22 protein-coding genes and 1 riboswitch are annotated in these 22,801 nt (G+C 49.7%); of the genes, 21 read left to right on the top strand and 1 reads right to left on the bottom strand.

The features are described 5' to 3' along the window. Positions 1–59 precede the first annotated feature (59 nt). The 11 genes from PGL02S_RS17615 to PGL02S_RS17565 all read left to right on the top strand — a co-directional run bounded on the left by PGL02S_RS17615 (position 60) and on the right by PGL02S_RS17565 (position 9,298). The gene (locus tag PGL02S_RS17615) at positions 60–560 is read left to right on the top strand and encodes an Lrp/AsnC family transcriptional regulator (RefSeq protein ID WP_006212218.1); all 501 of its coding nucleotides are present in this window, start codon (positions 60–62) and stop codon (positions 558–560) included. Positions 561–574: 14 nt separating this feature from the next. Beyond that, positions 575–1,780 carry an aminotransferase class I/II-fold pyridoxal phosphate-dependent enzyme gene (locus PGL02S_RS17610; protein WP_063455953.1) on the top strand — a complete coding sequence of 402 codons (1,206 nt, stop codon included), beginning with the start codon at positions 575–577 and terminating at the stop codon, positions 1,778–1,780. Positions 1,781–1,898: 118 nt separating this feature from the next. Next, positions 1,899–2,162: an aspartyl-phosphate phosphatase Spo0E family protein gene (locus PGL02S_RS17605; protein WP_006212217.1), complete on the top strand. Its 264-nt coding sequence runs from the start codon at positions 1,899–1,901 to the stop codon at positions 2,160–2,162. Positions 2,163–2,398: 236 nt separating this feature from the next. Further along, a complete protein-coding gene (locus tag PGL02S_RS17600; RefSeq protein ID WP_036639681.1) occupies positions 2,399–2,959 on the top strand; it encodes a cob(I)yrinic acid a,c-diamide adenosyltransferase in 561 nt (186 codons plus the stop codon). Between the two features lie 3 nt (positions 2,960–2,962). After that, the gene (locus PGL02S_RS17595) at positions 2,963–4,039 is read left to right on the top strand and encodes an RluA family pseudouridine synthase (protein WP_036639679.1); all 1,077 of its coding nucleotides are present in this window, start codon (positions 2,963–2,965) and stop codon (positions 4,037–4,039) included. After that, positions 4,036–4,398 carry an arsenate reductase family protein gene (locus tag PGL02S_RS17590; protein ID WP_036639677.1) on the top strand — a complete coding sequence of 121 codons (363 nt, stop codon included), beginning with the start codon at positions 4,036–4,038 and terminating at the stop codon, positions 4,396–4,398. The genes PGL02S_RS17595 and PGL02S_RS17590 overlap by 4 nt, the downstream gene beginning before the upstream one ends. A 337-nt stretch (positions 4,399–4,735) precedes the next feature. Next, positions 4,736–5,584 carry a 5'-3' exonuclease gene (locus tag PGL02S_RS17585; RefSeq protein WP_152826688.1) on the top strand — a complete coding sequence of 283 codons (849 nt, stop codon included), beginning with the start codon at positions 4,736–4,738 and terminating at the stop codon, positions 5,582–5,584. 2 nt (positions 5,585–5,586) lie between these two features. Then, the gene (gene modA, locus PGL02S_RS17580) at positions 5,587–6,426 is read left to right on the top strand and encodes a molybdate ABC transporter substrate-binding protein (RefSeq protein WP_051449185.1); all 840 of its coding nucleotides are present in this window, start codon (positions 5,587–5,589) and stop codon (positions 6,424–6,426) included. After that, positions 6,423–7,106, top strand: a complete 684-nt coding sequence (gene modB / locus PGL02S_RS17575; RefSeq protein WP_235187351.1) for a molybdate ABC transporter permease subunit — start codon at positions 6,423–6,425, stop codon at positions 7,104–7,106. Before modA ends, modB begins: the two co-directional genes overlap by 4 nt. 94 nt (positions 7,107–7,200) lie before the next feature. Next, positions 7,201–8,082: an ROK family protein gene (locus tag PGL02S_RS17570; protein ID WP_051449184.1), complete on the top strand. Its 882-nt coding sequence runs from the start codon at positions 7,201–7,203 to the stop codon at positions 8,080–8,082. A gap of 202 nt (positions 8,083–8,284) precedes the next feature. Next, complete coding sequence (locus PGL02S_RS17565) at positions 8,285–9,298, top strand: HRDC domain-containing protein (RefSeq protein WP_006212211.1); 1,014 nt, start codon at positions 8,285–8,287, stop codon at positions 9,296–9,298. A gap of 73 nt (positions 9,299–9,371) precedes the next feature. On the opposite strand, the gene corA is transcribed toward PGL02S_RS17565, so the two are convergent. Further along, complete coding sequence (gene corA / locus PGL02S_RS17560) at positions 9,372–10,307, bottom strand: magnesium/cobalt transporter CorA (RefSeq protein ID WP_006212209.1); 936 nt, start codon at positions 10,305–10,307, stop codon at positions 9,372–9,374. Positions 10,308–10,750: 443 nt separating this feature from the next. Next, positions 10,751–10,879, top strand: a riboswitch (SAM riboswitch). A 132-nt stretch (positions 10,880–11,011) separates the two neighbouring features. On the opposite strand from corA, the gene metA reads away from it, so the two are divergent. The 10 genes from metA (at position 11,012) to PGL02S_RS17510 (ending at position 22,796) form a co-directional block, all read left to right on the top strand. Continuing rightward, the gene (gene metA / locus PGL02S_RS17555) at positions 11,012–11,929 is read left to right on the top strand and encodes a homoserine O-acetyltransferase MetA (protein ID WP_006212207.1); all 918 of its coding nucleotides are present in this window, start codon (positions 11,012–11,014) and stop codon (positions 11,927–11,929) included. Positions 11,930–11,953: 24 nt separating this feature from the next. Then, positions 11,954–13,138, top strand: coding sequence for a PLP-dependent transferase (locus tag PGL02S_RS17550; protein ID WP_036639671.1), 1,185 nt, complete (start codon positions 11,954–11,956; stop codon positions 13,136–13,138). Further along, positions 13,135–14,376, top strand: a complete 1,242-nt coding sequence (locus PGL02S_RS17545) for an aminotransferase class I/II-fold pyridoxal phosphate-dependent enzyme (RefSeq protein ID WP_244892301.1) — start codon at positions 13,135–13,137, stop codon at positions 14,374–14,376. The genes PGL02S_RS17550 and PGL02S_RS17545 overlap by 4 nt, the downstream gene beginning before the upstream one ends. 152 nt (positions 14,377–14,528) lie before the next feature. After that, on the top strand, positions 14,529–15,662 hold the full coding sequence (gene mqnC, locus PGL02S_RS17540) for a cyclic dehypoxanthinyl futalosine synthase (protein WP_006212204.1): 1,134 nt from the start codon (positions 14,529–14,531) through the stop codon (positions 15,660–15,662). A gap of 173 nt (positions 15,663–15,835) precedes the next feature. Then, positions 15,836–16,741 carry a putative sporulation protein YtxC gene (locus tag PGL02S_RS17535; protein WP_006212203.1) on the top strand — a complete coding sequence of 302 codons (906 nt, stop codon included), beginning with the start codon at positions 15,836–15,838 and terminating at the stop codon, positions 16,739–16,741. Positions 16,742–17,203: 462 nt separating this feature from the next. Next, positions 17,204–19,141: a threonine--tRNA ligase gene (thrS, locus tag PGL02S_RS17530; protein WP_036639657.1), complete on the top strand. Its 1,938-nt coding sequence runs from the start codon at positions 17,204–17,206 to the stop codon at positions 19,139–19,141. Between the two features lie 93 nt (positions 19,142–19,234). Then, positions 19,235–19,978, top strand: coding sequence for a 3D domain-containing protein (locus PGL02S_RS17525; protein WP_006212201.1), 744 nt, complete (start codon positions 19,235–19,237; stop codon positions 19,976–19,978). Positions 19,979–20,109: 131 nt separating this feature from the next. Beyond that, positions 20,110–20,403: a hypothetical protein gene (locus PGL02S_RS17520; protein WP_006212200.1), complete on the top strand. Its 294-nt coding sequence runs from the start codon at positions 20,110–20,112 to the stop codon at positions 20,401–20,403. Between the two features lie 198 nt (positions 20,404–20,601). Further along, positions 20,602–21,690: a cell wall-active antibiotics response protein LiaF gene (gene liaF, locus PGL02S_RS17515; RefSeq protein ID WP_036639654.1), complete on the top strand. Its 1,089-nt coding sequence runs from the start codon at positions 20,602–20,604 to the stop codon at positions 21,688–21,690. A gap of 5 nt (positions 21,691–21,695) precedes the next feature. Then, the gene (locus PGL02S_RS17510) at positions 21,696–22,796 is read left to right on the top strand and encodes a sensor histidine kinase (protein ID WP_036639652.1); all 1,101 of its coding nucleotides are present in this window, start codon (positions 21,696–21,698) and stop codon (positions 22,794–22,796) included. Positions 22,797–22,801 lie beyond the last annotated feature (5 nt).

Here is a 22,801-nt window from a genome sequence, read left to right as displayed (position 1 = left end):
GAAGAACCTGAGGATGGATTATGAACGGTTATTTGGAATAAGTGCTGGAGGATACGTATATGGAAGAGCTAAGCGAATTGAAACTGAAGGTGCTTGACCTGCTGAAAGAGGACGCGAGAAGATCGCCAGCTCTACTCTCTACTCTTCTGGGTGTAGATGAGGAAGAAGTAAAGACCTCCATTGCGGAGCTTGAACGAGATCACGTGATCGTTAAGTATGCGACCGTTGTCAATTGGGGCAAGGTTGAGGACGAGAAGGTAACGGCGCTGATCGAGGTTCAAATTACACCTGAGCGCGGCAGAGGCTTTGAAGGAATTGCAGAACGGATTTATTTGTTTCCTCAAGTGAAATCGGTCTATCTTATGTCTGGAGCCTACGATCTGCTGGTCGAGGTAGAAGGCGCGAGTTTGCGTGAAGTGGCTAATTTTGTTTCTGAGAAACTGTCGCCTATTGATTCGGTATTATCGACCAAAACGAATTTCATTTTGAAAAAATATAAACAAGACGGGATTATTTTTGAAGAACGTCAAGAAGACAATCGTCTCCTGATCTCGCCGTAAAGGAAGCGTGTGCTATGATTTTGAACGAACAGCAGCTTGCAGAAAATAACAGGAAATCGATGAGCTCCTATTTGGCGCCAAGTGTCAGGGATATTCAACCATCCGGAATTCGAAAATTTTTCGATCTTGTCAGCGGAAATAAAGATATTATTACGCTTGGAGTTGGCGAGCCTGATTTTGTAACACCATGGCATGTTAGGGAAGCTTGCGTATACTCTCTGGAGAGAGGCTTTACAGGATATACGTCAAATGCCGGTATGCCCGAGCTGCGGGAGGCCATTGCGGAGTATCTGAATGACAGCTTCCAAGTCACTTACAATCCGGCTAGTGAAATCATCGTTACCGTAGGCGGCAGTGAAGCGATCGATCTGGCACTGCGTGCCTTGATTGTTCCCGGAGATGAAATCCTCATTCCCGAGCCTTGCTACATTTCATACTCGCCGATTGCTTCAATCGGCGGCGGGGTGCCGGTTGGCATTGAAACCACGGCCGAACATCAATTTAAGCTGACGGCAGAGGCGCTGGAAGCGCAAATCACACCCAAATCCAAGATCCTGATTCTATGTTATCCGAGCAATCCGACAGGGGCGATCATGACCTATGAGGATTGGCTTCCCATTGCGGAAGTCGTGGAAAAGCACGATTTGATTGTGATCTCCGATGAAATTTATGCTGAGCTTACGTACGAAGGCAAGCATGTCAGCTTTGCTTCTATGCCGGGCATGATGGACCGCACCATATTGGTGAGCGGCTTCTCCAAGGCATTTGCTATGACGGGCTGGCGTATGGGGTATGTGTGCGCTCATACGGATCTCATTGCCGCCATGCTGAAGATTCACCAATATACGGTGATGTGCGCACCAGCCATGGGGCAAGTCGCTGCGCTGGAAGCATTGCGTAATGGCTTGGGGGAGAAGGATCGAATGGTTGAATCGTATAACCAGCGGCGCCGGCTCGTTGTTCAGGGGCTGCGTGAGATTGGTCTCGATTGTCATGAACCCCAAGGAGCATTCTATGCATTCCCAAGCATTAAGGGAACAGGCCTGTCCTCGGATGAGTTCGCTCAGCGATTGTTGACGGATGCAAAAGTGGCTGCTGTGCCCGGTACTGCTTTCGGTCTGGGCGGTGAGGGATTTATTCGCTGTTCCTATGCTACATCCATTGCCCAACTGAATGAAGCCATCGAGAGAATGGGCAATTTTGTGGAAAAAATAAAATAGACAAGGAAATCGTTGAACAATTTCCTTGAATTAACAAAAATTTCACTTTTCATCAGTAGAAAATATGTTATAATTTTATTTTGGGGGCAGAATTTTACTTTCCAAGGAGGGATCACCAGTGTTTTGTGATTATGAATTGTCAAACTACCGTGGTGACTTTACGGCTGAAGACAATAATCACGGTAAATGGTCAATTAAATCAGCCAAATCCACTCCTCAGGAAATTACCTTGGAAGACGAAATTCACATGCTTCGCCGGAAGATGGAACAGATTTTTTTGGAAGAGCAGTCCTTTACCTCGGAGATCGTTATCGAAATCAGCAGTTTGCTGGATTTGAAGATCAATGAATATATGAAAGCCCATCCCAAAAAGAAACTATAAATGGACTATAGTCATCAAATAAAACAAGGCTGTTCCTGAGTGAAGATCCCTCAAGGAGCAGCCTTGTTTGTATATGTTTCTTCTCTAAGTGATATGAGAGTACTCTCCTGAAATGATGGAGGGACTTGTGCAGACGGTTTACAGTGGGAGCGCTATCCGAATTATGCTATAGTGGAGCATAAATAGGGAACCAAGTGTTCGTTGAAGTGATGGAATGCTGAATGGAGGAAGATGTGATGAAGGTTTACACAAGAACGGGAGATGCCGGAGAGACTTCGATTATTGGCGGCCGGGTGCCCAAGGATGATCCACGTATCGAAGCTTACGGCACCATAGATGAATTAAACAGTTTTGTTGGCCAGGCCGTCTTTCTGGCGCAGGAGGTGGAATTTGATGAGCTGTATCTTCAGCTTATGCGAATTCAGCACGAACTGTTTGATTGCGGGTCCGACCTGGCGTATGCGAGACCTCGCGAGGATAAGCTTAAGGTAAGTGCAGAGCTTGTCGATAATCTGGAGACCTGGCTTGATGCATTTGAAGAAAAAAATCCACCGCTCGAACGCTTTATATTACCGGGTGGAAGTGCGCTGTCATCTTCGCTTCATGTATGCCGCACGGTATGCCGCCGTGCTGAGCGGCTGACCGTTACGCTGCAGCGAACCACCGAGATCAACCCGGAGGTCCGCCGCTACCTGAACCGGTTATCCGATTATTTCTTTGTCACTGCACGGGCAGCCAACGCGTTTTCAGGAATCAAGGATGTTGAATATGAGCGCAGCGGGAAGGTGTTCCGTTAATCCATGGATTTGTATTATCCGCCAATCAGCTATGTCGTGTCTGAACGTGAAGATGGCATGCTGCTCAAGACTATTATGCAAAAACGAATGGGGGTATCCCGCAAGCTGATTTCTCGTCTCAAGTTGACGGAGCAGGGCATTATGCTGAACGGAACCCGCGTATATATAAGTGCTAAAGTGCAGACTGGCGATTTAATTGAGATTCGTATGGAGCAGGAGCGATCAGACGACATGCTGCCTCAGCCGATGGAGCTGGATATTCTGTATGAGGACGGGCATTTGCTCGTGCTGAACAAACCTGCTGGGGTCATTGTTCATCCCACAAAGGGACATTACACGGATACATTGGCAAACGGAGTTGTTCACTATTGGCTGGAGCAGGGCTGGAATTATCGGTTCCGGGCTGTTCACAGGCTGGATCAGGAGACTTCAGGCGTGCTGGTTGTTGCCAAGAATCCCTATGTGCACCAGCATGTCTCAGAACAGATGATAGCCGGCACCGTAGACAAGAGGTATATTGCGCTTGTTCATGACACGCCAGCTTCACGGTCCGGTGATATTGAGGGGCCGATTGATCGGGATCCTCTAGAGCCGCATCGCCGAATCGTCACTCCTGGAGGATACCCTTCTCTTACACGGTACAAGGTGTGCGAAACCTTTAAGTCCGCCTCCATGGTTGAGTTGAAGCTGGAGACGGGAAGGACACATCAAATTCGGGTACACATGCTGAGCATAGGATGTCCCTTAATTGGAGACCGGATGTATCGACATCCGGTTTATGACACACGGGTACAGAGAAATGACCAGGTCCAAACGATCGCACCGGAGGCAGCTTTAAATGGGGTCGTCCCCCTCACAGAGCTGGAAGCTGCCTCAATTCAAGAGTTGGACAGCAGCATTGGCAGGCAGGCGCTGCACGCAGCAAGCCTGACGCTGGTTCACCCGATTGAGGGAAGAACCATGGTGTTCAGTGCACCGCTGCCAGAAGATATGAAGTCCCTTAAGGCAGGTCTTGCACAAGAAGAAACCCCGGAGGGCGCTTCAATACATCATAACAACGAAGGAGAACTTAACGTATGAGCCAACTGAAAGTATACCAATACCCGAAATGCGGAACATGTCGTAACGCTGTGAAATGGCTGCAGAATGAGGGGCACGAGCTGGAGCTTCAGAATATTTTTGAACAACCCCCGGAGAATGAAGAATTAGCTGATCTGATCGCGAAGAGCGGCCTGGAGTTGAAGAAATTTTTTAATACGAGCGGGGAAGTGTATAAGGAAATGAACCTGAAGGACAAGCTGCCGGATCTTTCCGATGAGGAGAAGATCGAACTGTTGTCCGCAAATGGAAGGCTGATTAAGCGTCCAATCGTTACTGACGGGAGCAAGGTTACCGTCGGGTTTAAACCGGAGTTATACCAGGAGGCATGGCAGAAGTAGAGTCGCGTCCGATGGACTGCACCCAGTGCCGGATTCGTCGTCAAAAGAGTGAAAAGCGGAGCGTCCATGCGGTCATTGGCCCAGGGGACGCTTTTTCATTTATTTTACAAGAGTGAGGCCATAGCTAATCCGTAGCATGGAGGGGTGACTGGGCGCTGTGAAGCTGTGAATGGTCTGTGACAGGAAATTCAAAGAAATCCCTGTGGCAAGCCCAAGTCCATACATGGATATGGTATAATGGCAGGGTGTATTTTAAGAAATACCAGAGAAGTTAAAGTTAGGAGCGATCATTACCGTGATACCCAATCAACAACCATCCTTACTGCTTGTAGACGGGATGGCTTTATTGTTTCGAGCGTACTATGCAACTGCCTCCAGCGGTTATATCCGCCGTACCAAGGCAGGAATTCCAACCAACGCGATTTATGGCTTCTTGCGGTATATGTGGGATGCTATCGATAAATTTCAGCCAACCCATGTAGCATGCTGCTGGGATATGGGCTCGAAAACGTTCCGTACAGAGCAGTTCGCCTCATACAAAGGGAACCGTCCGGAGGCACCGGATGATCTGATCCCTCAGTTCTCGCTAGTTCGTGATGTGACTGAATGCCTCGGAATTCCGAACCTGGGTGTCGTGGGTTATGAAGCCGATGATTGCATCGGAACGTTGGCCAGACGATACAGTGATCATATGAATGTCATGATCCTGTCGGGTGACCACGATTTGCTGCAGCTCGTAAGCGATTCGACTTCCGTTATTATCATGAAAAAGGGTCATGGCAATTACATGCACTATACACCGGAAACGCTTTATGCTGAAAAAGGTCTTACACCAAGACAGGTCATCGATGTAAAGGGACTTATGGGAGATACCAGCGATAATTATCCTGGTGTACGCGGAATTGGCGAGAAAACAGCCCTCAAGCTGATTCAGGAGTATGAATCTGTTGAAGGGATACTTGAGAATCTGGAATCGCTGGCAAAAGGGGTCCGGACCAAGATTGAAGCCGATTTGGAAATGCTGCATCTGTCCCGGGCTTTGGCCGAAATCCATTGTGAGGTTCCGATGGAATGTGAGCTGGATTTATGCCTTTTGAATGTTGATCACGAACGTGCACTAACCAAGCTGGAAGAGCTTGAGATGAAGAGCCTTGGTCATCTGTTTGGGGTGGCGGTGGTCTCCTAGCCATGAGCGGTAGAACCATAATCGGAGGAAAAGCATGCATAACCTGGGTTCTGCTCGGGGTCATGCTGTTCTTGTCGGCATGCAGCTCGAGTCAGACTCCTTCCAAGGAAGCATCTCCAGAGCCCACAGGGGATGAGAAGAAGGTCGAGGTCATCATCTCTGCAGCAGCAAGTCTCAAAGCAAGCTTGGAAGAGGCAGGACAACGGTTTGAAGCAGAGCATCCGAATGTTACACTGCGTTACAATTTTGGCGGTTCCGGCGCTCTGGGTCAGCAAATGGAGCAGGGGGCGCCTGTCGATTTATTCGTATCCGCAGCGGCAGAGCCCATGGAGCGATTGGTTGAGAAGGGAATTGTGAAATCCGAAGCTGTTCAGTTGATGTTTCGGAATTCGCTTGTACTGGTAGTCCCTGCGGATAATAAAAACATCAAGCAGTTAACGGATCTGCTCAAACCGGACATTCGTGTTCTGGCTATTGGACAGCCGGACACGGTACCAGCCGGCGAATACGCCAAGGAGACTCTCCAGCATGAAGGTTTATGGGAGGATGTTGAGTCCAAGGCCGTATATGCCAAGGACGTTACAGCGGTGCTGGCTTATGTGGAGTCGGGGAATGCGGATGCCGGTTTTGTATACAAAACCGATCTGAAGAATTCCGCCAAGGCCGTGCTGGCGCTTGAGGTGGATCCGGACAAGCACCAACCAATCGAGTATCCGGGGGCGGTTCTAACAGATGCTAAGCATCCGAAGGAGGCCAAAGAGCTCCTAGAATTTATGAAAACTCCCGAGGTTAGGGAGATCTTCACAACGGCTGGATTCGAGGTTGTGGGGGAGTCGCCGTGACCGAGGCGGAAGTGTTCTGGATGCCGGTATGGCTGTCGATAAAAACCTCACTGCTATCCAGCATCATTGCATTTATACTGGGATCAACGGCAGCACGCTGGATGGCCCGGCGCTCGTTTGTTGGCAAGACAGCGGTGGAAACGGTGCTGATGCTTCCGCTTGTGCTCCCACCCACGGTGGTTGGCTTTCTTTTGCTGGTCTTATTGGGGAGAAATAGTTGGATCGGTGCCGCCGCAGAGTGGCTTTTTGCCAAGCCCATTATTTTTAGCTGGGGGGCTGCGGTGATTGCGGCCATTGTGGTTTCATTTCCGCTTGTATATCAGAGTATGCGGGTTGGCTTCGAATCCGTGGATCCGGAGCTTGAGGATTCTGCGCGCTCGGCTGGAGCCGGGGAATGGCAGGTACTTCGCTGGATTACGCTGCCGCTCGTCCGCAGGGCGGCGATTTCGGCGTTCATTCTTGCTTTTGCCAGGGGATTAGGCGAATTTGGCGCAACCTGGATGGTTGCTGGCAATATTCCGGGCGTTACGCAAACGCTGCCCACGGCGATCTACGTGGCGGTAAGCAATGGCGAGAGTCAGCTTGCCTGGGCGTGGACGGCCGTCATCATTTTGTTCTCCTGGCTCTTGCTCGCGGCTTCGGGAACAGGCAGAAGCCGCGAAGGAAGCGGGCGGACTTGACGGGAGCACAATGTTTACATATGCTTCGAATAGAGCTAGTCAACAACTAAACAGAGACAAGGCACAGCACATCGTGGAGAGGATGGAAGAATGCATGAGTTTACTTGGAGCAATTGAAGCAGGAGGAACCAAGTTCGTTTGCGGCGTGGGCACGGAGGATGGAACGGTAGTAGAGCGTGTGAGCTTTCCGACAACAACCCCTGAAGAAACCATGGCAAACGTCTTTAACTTTTTTGCTGACAAGGATATAGAGGCGATTGGAGTCGGTTCATTCGGACCGATTGACCCGGTGAAGGGCAGCCCGACCTATGGCTGCATTACGACAACACCGAAGCCGCATTGGAGCAATTACAATATCGTGAAGGCGTTGAAGGAACGCTTTGATGTTCCTATAGGATTCGATACAGATGTAAACGGTGCAGCTCTCGGAGAGTATACCTGGGGAGCGGCTCAGGGACTGGACAGCTGTCTTTATATTACGATTGGTACTGGAGTAGGGGCAGGCGCAGTGGTTTCAGGCGAACTGATCCATGGTCTGTCACATCCGGAGATGGGACATATTTATGTGCGACGTCACCCGGAAGACCAGTATGAAGGAACTTGCCCTTACCATGCAGACTGTTTGGAGGGTCTTGCAGCTGGTCCATCGCTCAGCAAACGCTGGGGAGTTCCAGGGGTAGAATTGACACCGGATCATCCAGCCTGGGAGATGGAAGCCCATTATCTGGCTCAAGCGCTGATGAATTATGTGCTGATCTTGTCCCCGCAGCGAATCGTGATGGGCGGAGGCGTCATGAAGCAGGAGCAGCTGTTCCCGCTGATACGTACGAAGCTCCAGGAGCTGCTGGCGGGATATGTCCAGCATCCAAGCCTTCATGATGCCATTGATCAATTCATCGTACCGCCAATGCTGGGAGATAACGCAGGTCTTTGCGGTGCCTTGGCACTGGCCAAGCTGGCGGTGGATGAAGCGTAGAGCGTTCAAGCGTAACGCTTTATTTCTTGTAAACCATGAGTGAAAAAACCTGTTGGATTACGTTACAAAATATGGTATTATAGTTTCAACAGTATAATCGTATGGAACGGGAAGCACCTTTCTTGACGCTGCGGCGGAGGAGAGGTGCTTTTTTTGCGTTGTCCTATCGTTGTGCTGAATGAGTAACGGGAGGCAGTGAGGGATGTTAATTGTGTTCATGAATCAAATGAGCGGAGCGGATGAGTCGGGTCATCTCCGTTCTGCTCAAGTATGGATCGGCGAGGATGAAGGAGTATGGCGGCTCGGTTGGCGGAATATAGAGCCGGACGGTGAGGTACTCGATGACGAATGGTATGAAGGGAACTCATGGAATGAGCTGTTATGTGTGTACCGACACCGATTGGCGATGAAGCTCGGGGAAGGATTTCGGCCGCTGATCGAGGGGATATTCCATGAACCGGGAGAGAGTGCCGGCAAGAATCTGGGCGTGCAGAAGCTGCAGTGTTACAGTGAGCTGTACGGCTCGGAGGAGCTGTATACAGAACTGTGCGCCTGGCGCAGAAGGAAGGCGGCATCCGGGAGAAAAGCACCTTACTTTATTGCCAGCAATCGGGTTTTGAGACTAATCAGTGCTTTTGTTCCCCAAACGGAGGAGGAGCTGCTGCAGCTTCCTGGAATCGGGGTTAGTAAGGCCTCGGAGCACGGAGTAGAATGGTTGGAAATGACGGCAAGAATCCAGCGCACAACAACGTTTCCGCTGAATTGGGTAGACGCGCAGCTGCAGGAAGAGGTGTTCTTATCCTGGCTGTACAAGCAGAAGGAACAGAAATATAAACAGGAGCTGGATCGCTTTCGCATTCGTCGTACCGTGCTGCTTGGCATAGCCGAGGGAGTGTCGCTAACCCAGCTGGAGGAGCGTACATCGTTATCAAGGCGGGATTTGGTCGAGGAATTGGAAGGGCTCGAGAAGGAGGGCTATGACACCGAGCAGCTGCTGCAAGTAGAATTGGATGAGATTACGGATTTGGAGCAGGAGACGGTATGGAAGGCGTTCGAGGAGCTGGGCGATACGTTTCTTAAGCCGGTATTGCAGCGCGTATATGGACAATCTCCGAATGGTGATGAGGCTGGCGGAACGGAGCGGCTGTATGAGCGGCTTCGCCTGATGCGGATTCGCTTTCGCCGGGAAGAGCCCGGGAAGGCAAAAGTCGGTTAATAGGCATTAACGAAATCAGGACGGAATCTCCTATGAGCAAGGAGGTCCGTCCTGATTATATGAATCCTATATATCATATCCAGTCTTTTTTGCGGAACAAATAGAACATGAGAGCGCCGGCAAATACCATGATGCCGATAACAACATAATACGAATATTTCCAATGAAGTTCAGGCATATAGTCAAAGTTCATACCATAAATGCCCGTAATCAGCGTTAGTGGAATGAAGATGGTTGTAATGGCCGTGAACACGCGCATAATTTCATTCGCCCGATTGGCGATACTGGATTGGTAAGCCTCGCGAAGGTTACCCATGAGATCCCGATAGGTCTCAAACGTTTCTGAAATTTTAACGGCATTTTCATAGATGTCACTGAAATATTTCTGCAGCTGGTCATCGATTAGCCGGAGATCCTTTTTGTTCAAGGTGTTGATAACTTCCTTCTGAGGTCCAAGGACTTTTTTCAGCCACAGGATTTCACTGCGCAGGCCGATGATTTCACTGAGATGAGATTTCTTGGTATGCATGAGGATGTCTTCCTCCAGCTTCTCGATCCGTGCTTCAATGCGGTCCCCGACAGAGAAATAATTGTCTGTGACGAGGTCGATCAACAGATAGAGGAAACGGTCAGGCGTGCTAACCTCATCCTCCCAAAGAAGCGGCTTCACCGAACGGAGTTCATGAATCTTCTGCTTGGTTACCGTAATAATAAAATGTCTGCCCAGGAAAACGTTTAATGCCCGAAGAAAAATTTCCTCGTCGTCAAACCGGATGCTGTTCACGACGATAAAATAATGGTTCTCATATATTTCGATTTTGGGACGCTGTTCCTCTTCACTGAGACAGTCCTCAACTGCAAGATCATGCAGGGAGAAGAGGGGCTGCAGCTCGGCTAAATCATCCACGTCTGCATCCAGCCAGTAGAAGCCGCTGGCCGGAGCTGTCAGCGTCATTTCGATGTCTTCAACAGGGGTAAATACACCCGAATCGACCAACCGGATTTTCATCTGATATCACTCCTTTGTCAATTACAAGCTGCTTGGTTAAGCAGTAAAGGCACAGGATATCAGCTAACCGGCGTACGGGCATAATCTAAGGAAGGGATGAATACGATAAAAGCGCATGAAAAATAACGCTGCCCTCTGCCGGTAAGCTGATCTTAATCCTATGCGGTTGTGCGTCTTGTGCATCCACTTTCTGGCTCGGGTCACCGTCCATCTTCCATGTCACCTCTTTCATACTCGGTTTCAAACAGCACTTGTCTAGTATAACGCCGGGTGTGGGACCTTTCAAGTTGAAATCCGGCGTATGCAAGACCCTAGTACAGGGTATGGGAGCCCACGGTGAAGTGTGACGGATTAAAATGAAAAGGTTCTTGACGAACAATTGCGGATGATTTAAAGTAAATATCAATTACGAACCATGTTTGAAGACAATTGAATAAAGCGAAATCTTATCAAGAGCAGGTGGAGGGACTAGCCCTATGAAACCCGGCAACCGGCGGCAACATCGCACGGTGCTAATTCTTGCAGGAGATACGACGATTCTTATGAGCCGCGTATAGCCTGACAGATGAGAGAGGCGCATTGTGATACGTATATGATGACCTTTCTCTACTTGAGAAAGGTCATTCTTGCGTTTATACAGTCTAACGCTCTTTCTCACAGCTTAAATGGATGTATCATTTCACAATTTGAAGGAGTGAGCCCTTATGCCAATTAAAATTCCGGATGCCTTGCCGGCAAAGGAAGTTCTGGCTGGAGAAAACATTTTTGTAATGGATGAAAGCCATGCCTTTCACCAGGATATCCGCCCATTGCGGATAGCTATTCTGAATTTGATGCCTACCAAGGAAACCACGGAGACGCAATTGCTGCGATTGATCGGTAACTCCCCTCTCCAGGTGGACGTTGTGCTTCTTCATCCCAGCTCCCACGTTTCGAAGAACACGTCGGCAGAGCATCTTGAATCCTTTTACAAAACCTTTGAGGAAGTGAAGAACCGCCGTTTTGACGGCATGATCATTACAGGAGCCCCGGTGGAGCAGTTGGAATTTGAAGAAGTAAATTACTGGAATGAGCTCACCGAGATTTTTGAATGGAGCAAGACGCATGTGACTTCCACGCTGCACATCTGCTGGGCGTCTCAGGCAGGGCTTTATTATCATTACGGTGTGCCCAAGTACAGCCTGGAGGAAAAATGCTTTGGCGTATTCCCTCATACGATTAATGAGGCGTGTACCAAGCTTCTTCGCGGCTTTGACGAATTGTTCTTTGTTCCGCACTCCCGTCATACGGAATTTCGGCGCGAGGACATTACAGGGATTGACGATCTGGTCATCCTGTCCGAGTCGGAGGAAGCAGGAATCTACTTGGTTTCAAGCCGGGACGGAAAACAGATTTTTGCCACAGGACATTCCGAGTATGATGCAGACTCTCTGAAGTGGGAATATGACCGCGATGCTGCCAAAGGATTGGACATTGCCCTGCCGCGCAACTATTACCCGAATGATGATCCAACCAGAACGCCTCCATCCATATGGCGTGCGCATGCAAATTTATTATTTACTAATTGGCTCAATTACTATGTATATCAAGAAACGCCATACGATATTGGTCCGCAAATATAGCAGCGTACAGGAGGAGAGTAAGTGATGGAGAAGAAACCATTAAGTATAGAGAGCCGGCTGGCACAGATCGGATCGGTGCAGGAGCCGGTGACAGGTGCAGTTACATTTCCGATATATCAAGCGACGGCCTACCGTCATCCGAAATTAGGGCAGAGCACGGGTTTTGATTATGCCCGCACGAAAAATCCCACCCGATCGGTATTGGAGGATGCCTGCGCAGAGCTGGAATCCGGTGATGCCGGATTTGCATGCAGCTCAGGCATGGCTGCGCTGCAGACGATATTTTCCCTTTTCGGTCAGGGGGATCATCTGATTGTATCGCTGGATCTGTATGGAGGAACGTACCGGCTGTTAGAGCGGATTATGTCCAAGTTCGGCGTAACGGCGACCTATGTGGATACGAATGACATGGATGCACTGGAGCGGTCCAGGCAGTCAAACACGAAGGCCGTGTTTATCGAGACACCGACCAATCCGCTTATGATGATTACGGATATCGAAGCTGTCTGTACATGGGCAAGACATCATCAGCTCATCAGCATCGTGGATAATACACTGTTAACTCCATACTTCCAAAGACCGATTGAGCTTGGGGCAGATATCGTCATACATAGTGCCACCAAGTATTTGGGAGGACATAATGATGTGCTGGCCGGCATTATCGTAACGAAAGGCAAAGAGTTATCTGAGGAGATGGCTTTCCTGCACAATTCCATTGGTGCGGTATTAAGCCCGTCTGATTCTTACCAGCTGATGAGGGGAATGAAGACACTTGCGCTTCGGATGGAGCGGCATGAAAGTAATGCAACTGCGCTTGCTACATTCTTGACCACACACCCTGCGATTGGCGAAGTGTTTTATCCTGCACTGCCGGATCATCCGGGGCATGACATACAGAATCGTCAATCCAGCGGCAACACGGGCATCTTCTCGTTTAAGGTGAAAGACGCCCGCTATGTAGAGCCTGTGCTAAGACATATTACACTGATTGCGTTTGCCGAAAGTCTGGGCGGTGTGGAATCGTTGATGACGTACCCGGCCGTCCAGACTCATGCGGATATCCCGATTGAGATTCGCGAGGCTATCGGTGTAGATGACCGTTTGCTGAGGTTCTCGGTTGGCATTGAGCATGCGGAGGATTTGATCGCTGATCTGGATGCTGCCCTGAACGCAGCCATGGCTGAAGTGGAAGGGAGCACCGGAGAATGAGTATCAATAAAGGTCCATCAGGATTGGAGTCACAAGTCAACGGCAACAGCTTGCCGGGAAAAAAAGGTCGCGAAGGCGATGAGCTCCGATTTGAAACCAAATTGCTTCATTTCGGCGGAGAGATCGACCGGGCAACCGGTGCATCGAGTGTTCCGATATATCAAGCCTCCACGTTTCACCATGAGGATATTTTCAACCCGCCGCTGCATGATTACAGCCGTTCCGGCAATCCGACGAGACAGGCTTTGGAGGATTATATCGCCCTCCTGGAGGGAGGCGCGCGCGGCTTTGCCTACGCTTCCGGCATGGCGGCAATTTCCAGCTCATTCATGCTGCTATCTGCCGGCGATCATATGATTGTAACGGAGGATGTCTATGGCGGAACCTACCGCCTGCTGACCAGCATTCTGAGCCGTATGGGCATCGAGAGCACTTTTGTTGACATGACGGATTTGGATCAGGTGAAGGCGGCGCTCAAACCGAACACAAAAGCTGTGTATATGGAAACACCTTCGAACCCGACGCTGAAGATTACCAACATCGGTGCAGTGACGGATTGGGCGAAGGAGCATGGCCTGCTCACCCTGCTGGATAATACGTTCATGACTCCGTTTTACCAGCGTCCGATCGAGTTTGGCGTGGATATTGTCATCCACAGTGCCACCAAATTCCTTGGCGGGCACAGTGATGTGCTGGCAGGTCTCGCTGTTGCGAGAACACAGGAATTGGGAGACCAATTGAAGCAGCTGCAAAATGGTCTGGGCACCGTGCTTGGCGTTCAGGATTCCTGGCTGCTGATGCGAGGAATGAAAACCCTCAGCACGCGCATGGCTCATTCGGAGCAAAGTGCAGCCAAGCTGGCAGCCTGGCTGCAAGGCAGAAGCGACATTAAGCAAGTGTATTATCCCGGCCTGCTGAGCCATCCTGGTCGGGAAGTGCACGAGAAGCAGTCCAGCGGTTATGGCGCGGTGATCTCCTTCGATGTCGGCTCGGGCGAGCGGGCGAAGGAGGTGCTGAACCATGTGAAGCTGCCGCTTGTAGCGGTGAGTCTGGGTGCTGTGGAGAGCATCCTGTCGTACCCGACGATGATGTCCCATGCGGCCATGGGCGAGAAGGTTCGGCATGAACGCGGCATTACGGATGGTCTGCTTCGCTTCTCGGTCGGACTTGAGGATGTGGATGACCTGATCGCTGATCTGGATCGTGCTTTTGCCGCCAGTCATGAAGTTCCAAGATGAAGTGATGAACTGAATATACGCTCTGCCAAATCATAGAATTCGGCATCCTGTCACGGACGGGATGTCGTTTTTGCTGGCGGAATGTGGTAGGATGGGATAGATGAAGTTTTACTGGTGCTTTGTAATTTTGTTCTAATAGGGAGGCTGCAAGAATGAGTGCGGTAAACCGTATTTTGGATAAAGCTTTACGCGGTGATCGTTTAGATCTGGAAGATACTGTTACGCTGTTTGAGAGTGATGAGATTGAGAAGATTGGACATGCGGCGAATGTTATGACAAAGCGTCTGCATCCCGATCCCATCACAACATTTGTTATTGGCCGGAATATTAACTACACGAATATTTGTGATGTATTCTGCCGTTTTTGTGCTTTTTACCGCAGACCCGGCTCTTCAGAGGGGTATGTTCTGCCTGATGAGACCATCTTCCAGAAGATTCAGGAAACCGAGGACGTGAACGGTACTGAAATTCTGATGCAAGGCGGAGTTAACCCGGATTTGCCTTTCACTTATTATACGGATCTGCTCCGCAACATTAAGAAGCGGTTTCCTAACATTACGATGCATTCCTTCTCGCCTGCAGAAATCATGAAGATGGTTGAGATCTCCGGGCTGACGCTGGAAGAGGTTATGCGTGAGCTTCATGCGGCTGGTCTCGACTCCTTGCCTGGCGGTGGTGCAGAAATTCTGGATGATCGTATCCGCAAAAAAGTCAGCCGTCTGAAAGGCACATGGCGCCAATGGATGGATGTTATGCAAACGGCTCATAAAGTCGGCATGAATACAACGGCTACGATGGTTATCGGTCTTGGCGAAACGATGGAAGAGCGTGCGCTGCATATGCTTCGTGTACGTGATGCGCAGGATGAATGCATTCAGAACGGTTACGATTCCAAGGGCTTCCTGGCCTTCATTCCGTTTACCTTCCAACCGGACAATACGAACCTTAAGCGTGAACGTGAAACACCGGAAGCGTATTTGAAGACAGTAGCGATCGGTCGCCTGGCCATCGACAACGTACCGAATTTGCAATCGTCCTGGGTAACGATGGGTCCTGAGGTTGGTAAGCTGTCCCTTACTTATGGCTGTAATGACTTTGGCAGCACGATGATGGAGGAGAACGTCGTATCTTCCGCAGGTGCCGTATACAAGGTCAATATTGAATCCATTATTCAATTGATCCGCGAGACCGGAAATATCCCGGCTCAGCGCAATACCCGCTATGATATTCTTCGTGTTTTTGAAGATAACAGCACCGTTGAGCGCGACTTTGTTATGCAGAACTAATCTCATACTTTCTGATTTGTTTAGGGTGGGCCGATGGATTTCGGCTCGCCTTTTTATTATGCAGACCATTTATTAGATATTCTCCGGACTTGCTTGTTTTTCCAAGCGAGAGTTCCGTATATCCCCGAGCGGGTCCCCATATACTGAAAAGGGAACTCGAAAGGAGTGATTCCATGGAACTGTTCAGCATTTCTGTCGGTACAAGGACGGAAGACGAGAAAAAGACGTTTCACCGTATATTGTCAGACAAGCAGAAAGAGCTACATAAACAATGCAAGCAGCTGAAATTCGCATTCAGCGCTTCGGATGACCGCGTTATTTGGACGTGCTCCGGCAAACTTCCGCTATCCTCATGGACCGTATCTGCCGACACGCTGCGGCGGCTCACTTCCGAAGCAGTCACTGCTTATATTATGGAAGAGAAGGAGCAGGAGATTGCTGCACGGTTGATGTTCTCGGAATTCGAGTTTGATGACGAGGAAGAAGCAGGGCGGATTCTGCAGTGGTTTCTCATGCTGCTGCAGAAGGAAGAGGGCCCGTCGGGGGACTTCTGGCAGAGCCGCAGGCGCAGGCTGTCTGAGGGCATCTATCAATGCCTTAACGAGTCACCGGAGCTTAATCTGGATGGGTTCATGACCTTCCGTCTTCAGTCCTATGAACAGGAGCTCCGCGAGATGGCGGAGTATGCAGTGGATGAATTTATGCTGGATCAGCAGTACGAGGAATTTGTGAGCCTGCTGAAATATTTTGTCTATTTCCAAGAGCCGAAAATGCCGCTGGTCCATGTGATTCATAAAGGGGATGAAGATTTTCTGCTGCTGGACGGCAATCTTCGGCCGATTGAGCGTCCTCGCGATGACGGACTTGTGATGGAGAGGCTTGATCAAGAGATGGAGATTGAGGATATGGTCGTCAGTACATTGATAGCCGTGTCACCGGCTCGAATGATTATCCACACGAGACAGCCGGAGCTTCCTGTCATTGTGACACTGGCCCATATTTTTGATAACCGTGCCGAAGTATGCTGCAGCTGTCCGGAATGCAGTGCACTTCTTGGAAGTGGTCGAATGATGACTTGACGTTTCGAAGCAGTCAGGATTATAATTACTGATAAATTCACGTAAAAGCTCTGACAAAGACATGAATCAATTCGGATTAGACCGCTCAGAGAGAGGAAACCTCGGCTGCAAATTTCCTCCGGTTCACCATTGGTTTACCCCTTTGTAGCTGTGTCGTCGAACCCGCACATCAAGATCAATGCGGATGAGTAGGCTTCACCGGTTCATGACCGTTACTTCATGCTGATGAAGGATCTTCTTGATGATGTACCAGGTACATCCATTGATGGAGAGATCGAATTAGGGTGGAACCACGGGTATAACACTCGTCCCTTCGCGGGACGGGTGTTTTTTGCATGTTCCGGTGTCTGACGGAGAGTGCACGGGTTTGTGAATCCGAGCGCTTGCTTGCGGAGGGAACTGGACTAACGCGTCCTTCATATATGGAAGAAACGTGAAAACCTTTTTTGGGAGGAATACAAGGTGGCTATTAACATTAAATTGCCTGACGGCTCTGTACGCGAGTATGAGGCAGGCAGCAGTATCGAAGATGTGGCTGCATCGATCAGCAGCGGGTTAAGAAAGAATGCAGTTGCGGGCAAAATGGACGGGATTGTCGTTGATTTATCAACGCCGCTGCAAGACGGAGCCTTGATTGAGATCGTTACGCAAGATACGCCCGAAGGGCTTGAAGTGATGCGTCACAGTACAGCGCACTTGCTGGCGCAAGCAACCAAGCGGTTGTATGGAGCAAAAGAAGTCAAGCTGGGCGTGGGTCCCGTCATTGAGGACGGCTTCTATTATGACATGGATCTGGAGGAGCCGTTGAATCCGGAGGATCTGCAGAAGATTGAGAAGGAAATGGAACGCATCATCGGCGAGAATCTTCCGATTGTCCGCAAGGAAGTAAGCCGTGCAGAAGCCCTGCGCGTATTCGGTGAGCTCGGGGATCCATACAAGCTGGAGCTTATTAATGCCTTGCCTGAGGATAGTGTCATTACGATTTATGAACAGGGCGAATTCTTTGACCTTTGCCGTGGACCGCATGTTCCTTCAACCGGCAAGATCAAAGTATTTAAATTGATGAATGTGGCGGGCGCATACTGGCGCGGTGACAGCAAGAATAAAATGCTCCAGCGCGTATACGGCACAGCGTTTGTAAAAAAAGCACAGCTGGATGAGCATCTTCATCTGCTCGAGGAAGCCAAGAAGCGGGATCACAGAAAGCTTGGCAAGGAACTGCAAATGTTTACGTTCTCGCAGCTTGTTGGACAAGGCCTGCCGATCTGGCTGCCAAACGGTGCGAAATTGCGCCGTACCCTGGAGCGTTATATCGTTGACATGGAGGAGCGTCTTGGTTACCAGCACGTATACACGCCTGTTCTCGGAAACGTGGAACTGTACAAAACCTCGGGTCACTGGGAGCACTATCAGGAGGACATGTTCCCGAAAATGGAGATGGACAACGAAGAACTGGTCCTTCGCCCTATGAACTGTCCTCACCATATGATGGTGTATAAGAGCGATATGCACAGCTACCGGGATCTGCCGATCCGCATTGCCGAGCTTGGCATGCAGCATCGTTACGAGATGTCCGGGGCACTGACCGGCCTGCACCGCGTACGTGCGATGACGTTGAACGACTCGCATATCTTCTGTCGTCCGGATCAGATCAAGGAAGAATTTGCGAGAGTCATTCAACTGATCATGACGGTTTATAAAGACTTCGGCATTCATGATTACCGTTTCCGCTTGTCGTATCGGGATCCTCAGGATACCGAGAAGTATTTCCAAAACGATGAGATGTGGGAAATGTCCCAGCGCATGCTGCGTGAAGTTGTGGAAAGCCTCGACATGCCGTTCTATGAAGCGGAAGGTGAAGCGGCCTTCTATGGTCCGAAGCTGGACGTGCAGATTCGTACGGCACTCGGCAAGGAAGAGACGCTGTCCACCGTTCAACTCGACTTCCTGCTTCCGGAGCGCTTTGAACTGGAATACGTTGGGGACGATGGTCAAAAGCACCGTCCGGTTGTTATCCACCGCGGTATTCTGGGCACCATGGAACGCTTTACGGCATTTTTGCTCGAAAATTTTGCAGGCGCACTGCCGCTGTGGCTCTCGCCTGTACAGGTTAAAGTGATTCCGGTCTCCAACGCCTTTGAAGACTACGCCAAGGAAGTGGCGGAGAAGCTTCAATTCGCAGGCATCTCGGTAGAGCCGGATCTTCGCAATGAGAAGCTGGGCTACAAGATTCGCGAAGCACAGCTTGAGAAGATTCCTTACATGTTCATCGTAGGTGAGAATGAGAAAAACGCGGGTGCCGTTTCCGTTCGCAAACGCGGCGAAGGGGATATCGGCGCGCAGTCGCTGGACGATATCATCCTCAAGCTTCGTGAAGAAATCAACACCCATGTGGTTTAAGTTGAAGTAAGAAGAGCAGTATGCAAACCTCTGCCAAGATGTATATTCTATTTGAGAAGTGGGAACCCTCGCTAGTAAGGGGGAGGTACTCACATGATCCAATGGAAAACATGGCAGAGGTTTTTTGCTGGTTTTATTTTATCAGCAGTCTTGTTCAGTGCAGGTTCTTCAACAGTAGATGCCTACAACTTGATTCTAAGCGAATCCTTCGAATCAACAGATACCAGGAATGTTTATGAACCTTACGGGGAAATTCAAGGCTCCGATTACATCGAAATGTCTCGGTTCTATGCGCTCCGAGTAGCAGGATTCAGTGATATCAATAGATACTTGGAAATTCCCGATACAGCCAAGAGAAGTGAGCCTGACAAGAAGCGTGGATCCGTTCCCGTGCTTGCACCGAAGGATGATCAGGTGCTGCACACCGTGAAGGTAACCGCTACCGGGTACACGGCCGGTTATGAATCCACCGGGAAGAAGCCGGGACATCCGCAGTATGGAATTACCTATTCCGGTGTGAAGGTTAAGCGGGATCGAAATACGCTGTCAACGATTGCCGCAGACCCGGATGTGTTTCCAATCGGGAGCATTCTCTATGTCCCAGGCTATGGGTATGGCATTGTAGCGGATATCGGGTCTGCCATCAAAGGCCAGAAAATCGACCTTTACTTCTCCACAACCAAGCAGGTGTTTAAGGAGTGGGGTAAAAAGGACGTCGAGGTGCAGGTCATTAAGACCGGCAGCGGCAAATGTACGGAAGAAATGCTGAAGACGCTAGATAATGCAATTGAGACCTATCACTTCCTGCCTTCATCGGTGCTTGAAGAAGCAATTTAAGGCTCTTTAAGCACGCGTTCAAGGAATAAAGATTTCGGAATAATGACTGCTTGTTCTTCGCATACTACTTTTCGGGGGCAAAACCCCTGAAGAGGATGATGGTATTGCATAAGAACAGGGAGGTGAATACTGTGGCTAAGAAGAACAAGGTGCAAGAGAACTTTAAAACACCGAATGAAAAGTTTAACGCTGAGTTTGCTGAAGATACCAGCATAGCCAGCAACCCTAAAGGGAATTCCAAAGTTCAAGAGAACTTCAAAACACCGAATGAAAAGTTTAATGCTGAGTTTGCTGAAGATACCAGCATCGCCAGCAACCCAAAAGGAAATTCCAAAGTTCAAGAGAACTTCAAAAAACCGAACGAGAAGTTTGATGCTGAGTTTGGCGAACTGAACACACCAGGGGACCATTCTGCAAACCGTTAAGGTTTAGATGCCAGCGTCCGTTCGTGAAAAATAAGACCTCCGCTTTAGCGGGGGTCTTTTATTATGGTTAAATACCCATTTTTATCCACTCACTCGGTCTCAAGACGGAGATCACTTTCATTCCACCGCCGCTAACCGGTTCATTCCAATATGTTGTACACTGTAGTTAAATAAAAAAATGAATTGGAAGGCAAGGGGATGACCATGAGTAGAAAAGGATGGAGCCAGCTTAGCAGCGGATTGCTGCTCATTGGTATCGGCGTTCTGTTTCTTCTAAATCAGCTTGATCTTATAAATGTGGACCTTGGTTATATATTCTCGACCTTTTGGCCGGTGTTCCTTATCTGGTTCGGGCTGCAGAGTTTGATTTATGCCCGTGGAGGAGCCCTGTGGGGTGCTGTTGTACCCATCATTATCGGGACGTATTTTCTCGGAAGAAACCTGGATTTGGTTGATTTCTCATTTGGCGATCTTATCAAGTATGCGATTCCGATCATTTTGATTGGTTTTGGATTGCAGGTGATCTTTAAACCGAGACATCATACACCGCCACCTTCACCGCCAAGTCCGGATGATTTCAGTTCGCATCGCCGGGAGGACTATGATCTGCCTGAGCCGCCGGAAGCCCGGCCGCTCGATTCTTCCCTCGATGAAGAGTTCGAACGGAGATTCGGCAAGCCAGACAAGGCTGACAAGACCCATTCGGATCCAGAGCCAGCCTCTATGCACGATCGTGAACCAGGTAAAGGATATCGATGGGATGGACAGCAGCATGAACGCCCGCGCCAAGAGCGTGAGGATCGCAGTCGCTTTAGGGTTCATGTTGATTTTGATAATGACGGCAGAAGCTACGGTGATGGCTCCGACAATACAGATCACCATCATGACCAATCCTGGAATGGTCATGATACGGTGAACAAGTCCTCTTTTATCGGGGATGTCCATATGGGTAAGGATTATTTTCAGCTGAAGCCAACGAATATTTCGCAGTTCATTGGAGATACGGTGCTTGATCTGACGAAGGCTCAGATTCCTTATGGGGAAACGAAGATTAACATCTCGGCTTTTATCGGGGATGTCAAAGTGTTTGTTCCGAATGATTCAGATATCGGCATCCATGTCACGACCAACTCTTTCATTGGCGATATGAAGGTGCTGGAGGAAAGCCGGAGCGGGTTTATGAGCAATGCCGGATTGGAAAGCCCGCATTACAGGGAAGCGGGTAAGAAGATTCGAATTATTGTTAGCGTGTTTATCGGTGATGTCAAAGTGAATAGGGTAGGATAACTGTTATGATGGGAATTTTGAAAAATACCAAATGGGTGATTTTGTTTTACTTTTTGCTGATTGGAGCCGGGGTTGCTGTTTTCCTGTATACAGCGAACCAATCCGGCTACATACATATTGAAGATAACCGGCTGTGGGTTTATTACACGGTCGGTGTCCTTCTGTTTACGGGGATTGCGGGATACATTGCAGGACAGCGCATTCAGCGCCCGCTGGATTTGCTTCATCTGAACATGCTGCAGGTTGCCAAGGGAAATCTGAATGTGCGGCTGCCGGCCATGGAAGACGGTTCTTTTGCCAGAGTGTATGATGAATTCAATGGAATGACGGAAGCGCTGGAGAAAAAAATGAAGCTCCTGCAGCGCCTGGGCGAGCAGGATGTCATTGAGAAGGAAATCGCTGCGGAAGCGGCGGTCCTTGAAGAACGGCGCCGAATGGCAAGGGATTTGCATGATACGGTTAGCCAGCAGCTGTTCGCGATTCATATGTCGGCCTCATCGCTCCCGGCGGTTCTCAAGCGAAATCCGGAACAGGGCGATAAGGTGCTCGGACAGTTAATCGAGATGTCTCATGTTGCACAGAAACAGATGCGGGCACTGATTGCACAGCTTCGTCCCGTGGAACTGGAAGGCAGAACCCTGGAGGAGGCACTCGAACGGTGGTTCCCGGATTACTGCCGCCAAAATGGCCTGAAGGGCATGAAGGATGTTGAAATTTACGGCGGGGTATCGGATGCGATTGAGCATCAGCTGTTCCTGATCATTCAGGAAGCGGTTGCCAACATCGTGAAGCATGCGGGTGCAAGTCTTGTCAGCATGTCCCTCCGGGAGGACCAGAAACGTGTCATTTTAAGCATCAGCGACGACGGTGTTGGATTTGACGAGGTTGCAGGCAAGCAGGGCTCATACGGGCTGTCTACCATGCGTGAGCGCGCCGAGAAGCTCGGCGGGCAGGTGGATATCATAAGCAAGAAGGGTGCAGGCACGACGGTTCGCGTGAATATTCCGCTTTTTGAAGCAGAGGGGAAACAGGGATCGACCACGGAAGAGAGCAAGGATCAGGAAGATCGAGAAGATCTGGAAGAACTGGCTGAGCCAGTGGAATAGAGAGG

Origin of the sequence: Paenibacillus glucanolyticus NBRC 15330 (genome assembly GCF_004000885.1) — a bacterium.
Classification (GTDB): Bacteria; Bacillota; Bacilli; order Paenibacillales; family Paenibacillaceae; genus Paenibacillus_AQ; species Paenibacillus_AQ glucanolyticus.
Note: the sequence above shows the minus strand (reverse complement) of the source record. Positions and strands in the feature narration are given on the sequence as shown.